This is a genomic window from Streptomyces sp. NH27, assembly GCF_056859195.1.
This window is the reverse complement of record NZ_JACEGK010000333.1, coordinates 1-8,770: the sequence shown is the minus strand read 5'-3', so window position 1 is coordinate 8,770 and position 8,770 is coordinate 1. Positions and strand designations below refer to the sequence as shown.

At 73.4% G+C, this 8,770-nt stretch carries 6 protein-coding genes; 1 reads left to right on the top strand and 5 read right to left on the bottom strand.

Annotation, left to right across the window (positions count from 1 at the left end; all coding sequences use genetic code 11):
* Nucleotides 1-151 precede the first annotated feature (151 nt).
* Nucleotides 152-868 carry a PspA/IM30 family protein gene (locus AC13HU_RS24475; protein WP_483044095.1) on the top strand — a complete coding sequence of 239 codons (717 nt, stop codon included), beginning with the start codon at nucleotides 152-154 and terminating at the stop codon, nucleotides 866-868.
* 119 nt (nucleotides 869-987) lie between these two features.
* Here the strand turns inward: AC13HU_RS24475 and AC13HU_RS24470 are convergent, their stop codons facing one another.
* The 5 genes from AC13HU_RS24470 to AC13HU_RS24450 all read right to left on the bottom strand — a co-directional run.
* Nucleotides 988-3,540: a SpoIIE family protein phosphatase gene (locus AC13HU_RS24470; RefSeq protein WP_483044096.1), complete on the bottom strand. Its 2,553-nt coding sequence runs from the start codon at nucleotides 3,538-3,540 to the stop codon at nucleotides 988-990.
* A gap of 237 nt (nucleotides 3,541-3,777) precedes the next feature.
* Entirely contained in the window at nucleotides 3,778-6,408 is a 2,631-nt protein-coding gene (locus tag AC13HU_RS24465; RefSeq protein ID WP_483044094.1) for a SpoIIE family protein phosphatase, read from the bottom strand.
* Between the two features lie 115 nt (nucleotides 6,409-6,523).
* Entirely contained in the window at nucleotides 6,524-6,712 is a 189-nt protein-coding gene (locus AC13HU_RS24460; protein WP_483044093.1) for an SPOR domain-containing protein, read from the bottom strand.
* Nucleotides 6,713-6,951: 239 nt separating this feature from the next.
* The gene (locus AC13HU_RS24455; RefSeq protein ID WP_483044092.1) at nucleotides 6,952-7,704 is read right to left on the bottom strand and encodes a GntR family transcriptional regulator; all 753 of its coding nucleotides are present in this window, start codon (nucleotides 7,702-7,704) and stop codon (nucleotides 6,952-6,954) included.
* A gap of 201 nt (nucleotides 7,705-7,905) precedes the next feature.
* Nucleotides 7,906-8,770 (bottom strand): DUF4190 domain-containing protein (locus AC13HU_RS24450; RefSeq protein ID WP_483044091.1); only part of this gene is annotated, 865 nt, incomplete at its 5' end.

Sequence of the window (8,770 nt, the reverse complement as noted above, 5' to 3'; positions counted from 1 at the left end):
CCCGTGCGCGGCCGGGCCGTTGCCGCCGGACGCGGCACAGCACAGCGCAGCACAGCACGCGGCCGGCACACGTGGCAGCACGCAGGCGCGGCACCTCGCAGGACGTAGGACCCCGAAGACCGAAGGACCCCAGGTCAGTCAAGGAGTAGCCATGACGAAGCAGACGATCCTCGGCCGGGTGGCGCAGCTCGCCAAGGCGAACATCAACGCGCTCCTCGACCAGGCCGAGGACCCGCAGAAGATGATCGACCAGCTCGTCCGGGAGTACACCGAGAACATCAAGGAGGCCGAGGACGCCGTCGCCGGCACCATCGGCAACCTGCGGATGATGGAGCAGGACCACGCCGAGGACGTGTCCGCCGCGGCGGAGTGGGGTGGCAAGGCGGTCGCGGCCAGCCGCAAGGCGGACGAGCTGCGGGCCTCGGGCGGCGCCGTGGAGGCCGACCGGTTCGACAACCTCGCCAAGGTGGCGCTCGGCCGCCAGCTCCGGTCCGAGAAGGAGGCGCGGACCGCGGAACCGGTGATCGCGTCGCAGAACGAGGTGGTGGACCAGCTCCGCAGCGGCCTCGGCGACATGAAGGAACGGCTGCGGCAGCTCCAGGCCGAGCGGGACGAACTGGTCACCCGTTCCCGTACCGCCCACGCGCAGAACACCATGATGGACGCGATCAAGAGCGTCAACGTCCTCGACCCGACGAGCGAGTTGGGCCGTTTCGAGGACAAGGTGCGGCGCGAGGAGGCTCGGGCGCAGGGCCGCCAGGAGCTGGCCGCCTCCTCGCTGGACGCCCAGTTCGAGTCGCTGGACGCGATGGGCGACAGCGCGGAGATCGACGCCCGCCTGGCCCGGTTGAAGTCCGGCGCGGCCTGACGGCGCCACCGCCCACCGCCGGGCCCCACCCGCAGCGCCCGTCGCCCGGCTCCGTCCGGGCGCCGCCGGCCTCCGTCCGGGTGCCGTCCGGTGCTGTCCGGTGCCGTCCGGGAGGGCGCCTAGAACATGCTGAGCAGGTCGTCCACGGACGGCCCGGCGGAGCCCGGCTGGCCGCCGCGCAGCGCCAGTTCGAACCAGACGGTCTTGCCGCGGTGGGTGCGGCGGCTGCCCCAGCTCTGGCTGAGCATCGCGACCAGTTGCAGGCCGCGCCCGCCCTCGTCGGTGTCCCGGGCGCGGCGCCGGCGCGGCTGCATCAGCGCGTTGTCCCACACTTCGCAGACCAGGGTGCGGTCCAGCAGCAACCGCAGCCTTATATCGCCGTATCCGTGCCGCAGCGCGTTGGTGACCAGCTCGCTGACGAGCAGTTCGGTGGTGTCGACGAGGTCGTCCAGGCCCCACTCCAGGAGCTGGTCGCGGGCGAGTTCACGGGCCTGGGCGACGGAGGTGGGCTGCGGCGCGAGCGTCCAGTCGCCGACCCGCTCGGCGGGCAGCCCGCGGATACGGGCCATCAGCAGCGCGATGTCGTCCTCGCCGTGGGCGGTGTCGAGGGTGGCCAGGACGTGATCGCAGACGTCCTCCAGCTGGCGGGCCGGGCCGGCCAGCGAGGCACGGAAGGCGTCCAGTCCCTCGTCGAGCGGATGGCTGCGGGACTCGACCAGCCCGTCGGTGTAGAGGGCGAGCAGGGCGCCCTCGGTCAGCTCGACCTCGACCTCCTCGAACGGCTCGCCACCGACCCCCAGCGGCACCCCCCGGGGCACTTCGAGCAGCAGCGGGTCCTCGCCGGGCTCGACCAGGACCGGCGGCAGGTGCCCGGCGTTGGCGATGGTGCACCGGCGGGTCACCGCGTCGTAGACGACGTAGATACAGGTGGCGAGGTAGACCTCGGCGAGGTCCATCTCGGCCGGGTTCTTCGAGCGGCGGGTGCGGCCCGCCGAGGAGGAGCCGAGGCCGTCGGCGACTTCGTCCAACGCGCCGAGCACCTCGGCCGGTTCGAGGTCGAGCATCGCCAGGGTGCGGACGGCGGTGCGCAGTTCGCCCATCGCGACGGCCGCGCGCAGGCCGCGGCCCATCACGTCGCCGACCACCAAGGCGGTGCGGTGGCCAGGCAGTTCGATGACGTCGAACCAGTCGCCGCCGACCTCGGTCTCCATGCTGCCGGGCAGGTAGCGGCAGGCGATGTCGAGGCCGGTGGCCTCCGGGTCGTCCGGTGGCAGCAGGCTGCGCTGGAGGATCAGGGCACGTTCGTGTTCGCGGCGGTAGAGCCGGGCGTTGTCGAGGAAGATGGCGGCGCGGGCGGCCAGTTCCTCGGCGAGCATCCGGTCCCGCTCGGTGAACGGCTCGCTGCCCTTGGCCCGGGAGAACTGCACCAGGCCGAGGACGGTGTCGCGGGCCACCATCGGCACCACGAGGGTGGACTGCACCAGCGGGGTGCCGCCCAGGTCGTGGCCGCCCTCGCCGTCGAGCACCTGGAGTTGGGCGGTGCGCAGCGCGCGGGCGCTGGCGGAGCCGAACCGGAAGCGGTGCACGGAACCGACCGCGACCGGTCCCTCGCTGGGTTCGACGTCGTCGTCGCCGGCCATCGCCACGGGGGCGTCGGACACCGAACTGGCGAAGGCGACCCGGCGGACCTCGCCACTGCCGTCGGAGGTGCCGGTCAGGTCCTCGATGCCGGACAGCAGCGCCTGGTAGAGGTCGACGGAGGCGAGGTCGCAGAAGTGCGGCACCGCCACGTCGAGCAGTTCGCGGGCGGTGGTCTCCAGGTCCAGCGAGGTGCCGATCCGCGAGCCGGCCTCGTTGAGCAGCGCGAGGTTGCGGCGGGCGTGGGCGGCCTCGCGCTCGGCGCGCTGCCGGCCGGTGACGTCCATCGCCAGGCCCGCGACGCCGATCGGGCGGCCGGAGTTGCTGTGCAGCCGGTACAGCGAGATGGACCAACGGCGGCGGGCCGGGTCGCCGGGCACGGTGCCGACCAGCGGCATGTCGAGCACCGCGTCGCCCGTCTCCAGGACCTGCCGCAGCGCGGCGGACAGCCGGTCGGCCTCCACCCGGGAGAGGAAGTCATGCGGGCCGCGGCCCGGTTGCTCGGCGGGGCGGCCGAACACCGCGGCGAAGCGTTCGTTGACCCGGACCAGGCGCAGACGGGTGTCGAAGAGCACGAAGCCCATCGGGGACTGCCCGAACACGGCCTGGGAGGCGGCCAGATCCGTCTCGATCTGGCGCAGCGCGGCCACGTCGACCGCCAGGCACAGCGCGCCGTGATCGGCCGGCATCACGTACACCTCGGCCCGGCCCTCGCCGCCGGAGGCGTCGCGGTACGGCACCAGGCCCTGCCACTCGCGGCCGTCGAGGATCTGCGCCAGGCGCCGGTGCGCGCGCGGCTGCACGTCGGGCGGCGCGAAGGCGGTGATCGGGTCCTTGCCGACGGCCTCGGCCGAGGTCAGGCCGAAGAACTCGGTCGCGCGCTCGCTCCACTGGTCGATCCGGCCCTCGGCGTCGAGGGAGAACGAGGCGACGCGTATGTAGTCATACAGGGACCCGGGCGGGCTGGACTGCCAGACGCCGGCCTTTGCCGCGTCCGCGTCGTCGTCGCCGGGCGGAACCGCCCCTGCTGGCATGTCGCTCACTCGCCCGACCCCTCCAGCTCAGCACACATGGACCGGTTGGAACCGAGTATTCAGCATGGCGACCGTCCAGCACACGGTCTTGTCGATCACAGCATCATCTCGGCTCCTGGGGCGCGGGGGCCGTCCCCGGAACACCACGGTCGCACCTCTCGCTCCCGCCCCTTCGGCATACCCGGCACAGTCACTCCGAACCATCGTGTCCGTCGGCGCCCTGACGGCGCCCACCCGTCACGGCAGAGCCAGTTCGAACCAGACGGTCTTGCCCAGCGAGCCGTGCCGTGTCCCCCACCGCCGGGACGCCCCCGCCACCAGTTGCAGACCCCGGCCGCCCTCGTCGTCCTCGGCCGCCACCCGCTCGCGCGGCGGGTCCGGCAGCGGGTCCGACACCTCCACCAGAAGCGAGTTGCCGCGCATCATGCGCACCCCGATCGGGCCGTGCGCGTACCGCAGCGAGTTCGTGACCAGCTCGCTGACGAGCAGCACGGTGACGTCGGTCAACGACGCCAGGCCCCAGGACACCAGGGTGTCGCGTACCCGGCGGCGTGCCAGCCGTACCGCGCTGGCCTCGGCGGGGAAGGTCCAGGCAGCCGTGGAGCCGGCCGGCAGGCCACCGAGACGGGCCATCAGCAGCGCCACGTCGTCCGGCTCGCGGTCGGGGTCCATGGTCGCCAGCAGGTCGTCGCAGGCGTCCTCCAGGGAGCCCATCCGGCGGCACAGCGTCTCGCGCAGCCGCTCGATGCCCTGGCCGATGTCCTTGCCGCGGGACTCGACCAGCCCGTCGGTGTAGAGCACCAGGACCGCGCCGTCGGGCACGTCCAGCACGGTGGTCTCGAAGCGGACCCCGCCGACGCCGAGCGGCACCCCGGTGGGCAGGTCCAGCAGCCGGGCGTAGCAGCGGTCCGGGGCGTCCTGGTGCTCCACCAGCACCGGCGGCAGGTGGCCGGCCTGGGCGATGGCGCAACGCCGGGTGGAGGGGTCGTAGACGGCGTACACCACGGTGGCCATCCAGCCCTCGGTCCGGCCCTGGGCGAGGTCGTCGCCCAGGCCGTCGACCCGGCGCAGCAGCTCGTCGGGGGGCATGTCGAGGCCGGCGAGGGTACGGACCGCGGTGCGCAGCCGGCCCATGGTGGCGGCGGCGCCCAGGCCGTGGCCCATCACGTCGCCGACGACGAAGGCGAGCCGGCCGCCGCCCAGCGGGATGACGTCGAACCAGTCGCCGCCGACCTCCGCGCCGCTGCTGCCGGGCACGTAGCGGTAGGCGATGCCGACGCCCGGCGGCTCGGGGACGGTACGCGGCAGGAGGCTGCGCTGGAGGGTCAGGGCGCCCTCGCGTTCGCGGACGTACAGCCGCGCGTTGTCCAGGGCGGTGCCGGCCCGGTCGGCGAGTTCCACGCCGAGGGCGAGGTCGTCGTGATCGAACGGCTCGCGGCCGCGGCCCCGGGCGACCACCAGCAGCCCGAGCACCACCCCGCGGGCCCGCAGCGGCAGCACCAGCATCGAGGTGACGCCCAACGCCAGGGCGGCGTGCACCTTGGGGTCGTCGGGGTAGGTGGTGGCGCGGATCTGCTCCTCGCTGTCGAGCAGCCGCGGCTCGCCGCCGGCCAGCACCGTGCCGAAGACGGACTGCCGGGTGAAGCCGATCGACTGGCCGCGGCGCAGCATCCGTTCGACCTTCGGGGTCCAGTGCACGGCGCCGACGCCGAGTTGGCGCAGCTGCTGGCTCTCCCGGAAGCCGCCGGTCGGCAGGTCGCCGCCGCCGGGCACCTGCGCGTGCAGGACCACCCCGGAGTAGTCGCCGAAGGTGGGCACCAGCGCTTCGGCGATGGTCTCGGAGACCCGGCGGACATCGAGCACGTCGGCGATCCGCGAGCCGACGTCGTTGAGCAGAGCGAGCCGGCGGTGGGCCCGTTCGGCGCGCTCGGCGGCCCGGACCCGCTCGGTGACGTCGATGACGATGGCGCTGATACCCAGGATCCGCCCGGCCCGGTCGACCAGCCGGTGGTATGACAGCGAGCGGTGGCCGCGGCCGCCCGGGGTGGGCGCCACCACGTCGATCACCGGCCGGCCGGTCTCCAGGACGCGGCGTTGCAGCGCGGCCAGTTCGTGGGCGATCGGGGCGTCGAGGATCTCCTCGACGCTACGGCCGAGGTGGTCGGCCGGCGGCATGCCGTTCATGGCGGCGAGCGCGTCGTTGACCCGTACGTAGCGCAGGTTGCGGTCGAGGATCGCCACTCCCAGCGGGGAGGAGCCGAACAGGGAGTCCAGGGCGGCGAGGTCGTGCTCCAGGGTGCGCAGCCGGCCGGTCTCCACCAAGGCGGCGAGTACGAACGGGCGGCCGTCGCCGTCGACGAGCAGGCTGGCGCGGGTATCGACCTGCACGGTGTGGCCGTCGCGGTGGCGCAGCGAGAGACTGCCGTTCCAGCTGCCGGTGCGCAGCAGCTCGCGGAGGATCTGCTCGGGCCGGCCGTCGCCGGATCCGGCCGGGAAACGGGGGTGCCGGGGCCCGGGGCGGGGCGGCCCGGCGCCGAGGGGAGCATCCGCGGTGCCCGCCTCGTCCGCCTCGTCCGCGGCGTCCGCGGCGGCGGGGAGCGGCTCGGGCGGCCCGAAGAGGCCGCTCACCCTGCGGCCGACGATGTGCTCGCCCGCCCAGCCCAGGACCTCCTCCGCCAGCGGGCTCCACAGCAGCACCCGGCCAGTGGTGTCCAGCATCACGACGGCCACCCGCAGGGTTTCCAGCAGGGTGCCGGAGGCACGTGGCCCACCGAAACCACCCGGCACCTGGCCCGGGGGCGGTGGCGGAGGTTCGGGTCGGGAGGCACGGCCGGGCGACGCCTCGGGGTCGTCGCCGCTGGCGCTCATCCGTTGCACCCCCGACCGGGTCGGGCCGGGCGTGCGCGCACCCGACCGCCAAGAGAGGTTTTCCCCTCTTACCCGATATTGCCCCTTTCCGCGTAGGCGTGCGCGGAGAGAGCCGTCACGCCTCGGCCGCGCGGGGCACGACCTGCTCGATCACATACACCTGCGGCGGGGCCGACGGGGCGGCGGGGGAGGTCAGCGCCTCGGCGACCCGCTCGGCCTCCGAGCGCGTCGCATACCGCCCGACCCGGTAGCGGTTGCCGCCCTCGTCCTGCCGTATGAGGACCCAACCGAACTCCGACGTCACTACGCCGCCCCCTCCTTCGCGCCTCGACCACCGCATCCGGGCCGGTCCCGTGCCAAGGTCTGCCGTGTGGAATCGGCGGTGCGCATATGCCCGACCCTACGCCCGAGGTTCACCGGGCGGGTACGGAATAACACGAAGAGGTACCGATTCGGCCACCCGTTCGACCAGAAGTTGACGCTCCGTCAACGGTACGGCAGGGCAAGGCGGTTCGACGCGGGATGACGCGGGACGACGCGGGCTCAGCGTACGGGCAGGTGGTAGACGGCCCGGTAGCGCTCCGCCGGGATCACCACGTCGGCGATCTCCACCGGCCGCCCCGACGCGTAGTACGTGCGGCGGATCTCGATCACGATGTGCCCGGGCACGCCGCCCAGCGCGGAGGTCTCCTCGGCCAGGCCCGGCCGCGCGCCGACCTCCTCGGCCATGTGATCGACCAGCACGTCGATCGCCGCCATCCGGGCCACCACGCCCTGCCCGCCGACCGGCCCCTCCTCCGGGAGCAGCACCGGAGTGCGGGCGGTGAACGCCAGCGGCTCCCACGAGGTGGAGAGCATCGACGGCTCGCCCTCGGTGCGGAACAGGTAGCGGGTGCGCATCACCCGGTCGCCGACCTGGATGCCCAGCCGCTCGGCGACGTCGACGGACGCCGAGTCCTGCACGCTGCGGGACTCCCAGGTGCCCTTGCTCGCCTCGTCGGCCTGTTCCTGGCGGTAGGTGTTCGAGGCGCCGGTGGGCCGGAAACCGCTGCGGATGATCCCGCGTCGCTCGGGCCGCTCGCGCACGTAGGTGCCGGAGCCCGAGCGCCCCTCCACGTAGCCCTCCGCCATCAGCACCTTGCGCGCCTCCAGGGCCACGGTGTCCGAGACGCCGTAGTCGCTGCGGATACGGGCCTGCGAGGGCAGGCGGGCGTGCGGCGGCAGCGTGCCGTCGAGGATCTTGCGCCGCAGATCCCCGGCAACGCGAAGATAGGCGGGCTGCTCACCGAAGGCCACGTGCCCCTCCCAGGGGTTGACTGTGTGCGACAGCTTGGCAACCCTCGGTGCACAACCGCAAGTTCTCCCCTGCACATCACCCACCGTGTGGTAGCCGGATCGGAGCCCGTACGGTGCCCGTACGATGGCCCCGCCGGGCTCCCGCCGGGCTCGCGCCGGGGCCCGTAAAAGCCGCCCCCCGCGCGACCGGTCGGCGGCGGATCAGACGCCCACCCCCGAGTCGCCGCCGTCGTCGGAGGACCCGTCGTCGGAACCGCCGTCGTCCGACCCGCCGCCGCCCTGCACCGATCCGGTCACCTTGGCGTCGGCGCTGCCGAAGAAGCAGGCCACCGAGTGGTCGCCGGTCTTCCACAGCGACTTCTGCGGCCCGAAGAAGTACGGCGTCATGCCGCTCTTGAGCGACCCGCCGTCCAGGTACTGGCCGGCCTGCTTGCCGCAGGTCGACTGGGCCTGCCTGGTGATCTCGTCGACACCGGGGTAGGACCCGCTCGTGCTCGGGTCGAGGGAGTAGGTGTAGAACGCCTCGGCGTCATGCGCCTTGTCGCAGTCGACCACGTTCACCGTGCGGGACACCTTCGCGCCCCGCTTGAACTCCTTGAGCGAGTGCCCGACCGTGTTGAAGCACTGGCCGGCCTTGAGGTTCTGGACCTTGGTGTTGCCGCCGTCGTCCAGCACGCCGAGCGCGGCGAGCGTGATCAGCAGCGCCGTCATCAGGGTGGTGATCGAGTTGATCGTGATGCCCGCGATGGCCAGGCCGCGCCCGCGCTGCCCCTGCCGCTTGCCCTGCTTCAGCCCGCCGATGCCCAGGCCCAGGCCGAGCAGCGGGACGCAGCTGAAAGAGGTCACCAGCGAGGCGATGGACAGCCCGTTGGTGGTGCGGTTGGCCGCGTACCAGCCCTGCTGCGGTCCCGGATACGGGTTGTACTGCCCCGGCATCCCGGGCCCGCCGGGGGCCGCGTACGGATTCGGGTTCGGCTGCTGGTAGGGCCCGGGGCCCGCGCCGTAGGGCGGCCGGCCGTCGCCGCCGTACGGCGAGGGCTGCGCGTACGACGTCTGCGGATAGCCG

Bases quoted from the DNA above. Each gene is read 5' to 3' on its own strand.
- AC13HU_RS24475 (WP_483044095.1), top strand. From the start codon at position 152: ATGACGAAGCAGACGATCCTCGGCCGGGTGGCGCAGCTCGCCAAGGCG.
- AC13HU_RS24470 (WP_483044096.1), bottom strand. From the start codon at position 3,540: ATGCCAGCAGGGGCGGTTCCGCCCGGCGACGACGACGCGGACGCGGCA.
- AC13HU_RS24465 (WP_483044094.1), bottom strand. From the start codon at position 6,408: ATGAGCGCCAGCGGCGACGACCCCGAGGCGTCGCCCGGCCGTGCCTCC.